Genomic DNA, 1,814 nt, shown 5'->3' with positions numbered 1-1,814 from the left:
AAGGAGCATTCCTGTAAGGGAAAAATGCGAGGATAAATTGGAGTAGAAGCCAGATGCATAAAAGAAGCCCCCTTGGTACGATAGAGAGTGTCATGCATGACCTCGAATTAAGTACCGAAGGAGGACTTCACTATGGATATTACACAAAATCAGCGCTTAGCGCAAATGAACGATCGCACTCTTATTATTGGTGTCGATGTGGCCAAACACAAACATGTCGCACGGGTGGTCGATGATCGCGGCCGGGACCTTGCCAAACGGCTGGTCTTCGCCAACACGATAGCCGGGTTTTCGGAGCTACTGTCCTGGGCGAAAGATCTTTCTGAGAATCACAATCGTCCTGAAATCGTCATCGGCATGGAGCCGACCGGCCATTACTGGCTGAACCTGGCTTACCACCTGAAAGCCCGCGGCATTCATACCGTGGTCGTCAATCCGATGAAGGTGAAACGGTTCAAAGAAATGGACGACGATTCCCCGACGAAGAACGATACGAAAGATGCGAAAGTCATCGCTCAAATCGTCCGGGACGGACGGTTCCACGAACCGACCCTGCCTGAGGATGTGTACGCGGAACTGCGTGAAGGCATGAAAGTTTACGATATCATGCAGGAAGACCTCTCTTCCATCAAAGCGCAAATGCAGAATGCCCTGGACCGGTACTTTCCGGAGTTTCTCCAGGTGTTCAAAGATTGGACCGGGAAAGCAGCCCTCCACCTGTTGGAGAAAGGCTTCCTCCCGGAAGATATCCGTCAGGCTTCTGAAGAAGCGTTACTGGCGGAAGTGAAGACAGCTGCCAAACGAGCGGTTGGCATCAAACGCATCCAGGCATTGAAACAGGCGGCTGAAACCAGTGTAGGACTCACCGTCGGCTTGCGTATGGCCCGTGAGGAATTCCATTATCTGATCGATCAGTACAAGCGAATCGAAGAACGTCTCGTCGCTCTTGAAGCACAACTCGAAGAACTCGTTCTTCACGTTCCTGGTGCCGATCAGATGAGGGCCATCAAAGGCGTCAGTGCTTTGACGGTAGCCGGTTTCTTCGCAGAAGTCGGAGACCTGGCCAACTACAGAGATCCACGCCAAATCATTAAATTAGCGGGACTCAATCTGAAGGTGAACCAGTCCGGCACGTTCAAAGGCCAGACGACGATCACGAAACGTGGAAGAAAGCGACTGCGGAGCTTACTGTTTCAGGTAGCCCGACCTCTTTCGAGTCACAATGAAGCCTTCCGGAAGCTCCATGAACACTATCGATACCGGGCCACCAATCCCCTTACAGGGAAGCAGTCGTTTGTCGCTCTGAGTCGCAAGCTCGTAAAAATCTTTTATGTCTTAGGGACACGGAAGTGTGCCTTCAGTGAAACACGTATGATCCGGGATGTCCCTGGCATTTCAGGCTTACAGGAAGCTGTATAAGAAGAACGGAATCATTCGTTGTACGTCCCCTTTCAACCAATAGAAGCACGGAGAAGCCGGTCAATATTTTCACCGTTAGGGCATTGACCCACAAAAGGAGCATTTCCGGCATCCACCATGGTCAGGTCGAACGAAGGAATTTGCGCGCATAGACGCCGAGAGACGTGGGAGGGTCCACCGCCATGTGTAACGTGGAGATCCAAGGTGCGATCATATGATCCACATCCATTTCATGGAAAATACCCATGGATGTCTGGTTCGTGTCATACCCATATTCCAAATATCCCCTTTATTTTCATATAAAGGTTTCGACCGCAACCATAAACTTCTATAGTTCTAAAGAAAATGGACGAAAAACGAAGAAATTCTAAGAAAACGTTAATTTAAAGAGGGAG

At 49.9% G+C, this 1,814-nt stretch carries 2 protein-coding genes; one reads left to right on the top strand and one right to left on the bottom strand.

All coding sequences use genetic code 11. The annotated features are described in order from the left end of the window. Positions 1–132: 132 nt before the first annotated feature. Positions 133–1,419: an IS110 family RNA-guided transposase gene (locus tag CKW00_RS13375; protein ID WP_095822977.1), complete on the top strand. Its 1,287-nt coding sequence runs from the start codon at positions 133–135 to the stop codon at positions 1,417–1,419. A 121-nt stretch (positions 1,420–1,540) separates the two neighbouring features. Here CKW00_RS13375 and CKW00_RS13760 read toward each other — a convergent pair whose 3' ends face one another. Then, a complete protein-coding gene (locus CKW00_RS13760; protein ID WP_158221325.1) occupies positions 1,541–1,699 on the bottom strand; it encodes a hypothetical protein in 159 nt (52 codons plus the stop codon). Between the last annotated feature and the right edge of the window lie 115 nt (positions 1,700–1,814).

Source organism: Salimicrobium humidisoli, assembly GCF_002295105.1.
Classification (GTDB): domain Bacteria; phylum Bacillota; class Bacilli; order Bacillales; family Halobacillaceae; genus Salimicrobium; species Salimicrobium humidisoli.
The sequence above is the reverse complement of the archived record's forward strand: the minus strand, read 5'-3'. Positions and strand labels throughout refer to the sequence as shown.

Coding starts and splice junctions, on each gene's coding strand:
- CKW00_RS13375 (WP_095822977.1), top strand. CDS start 133: ATGGATATTACACAAAATCAGCGCTTAGCGCAAATGAACGATCGCACT.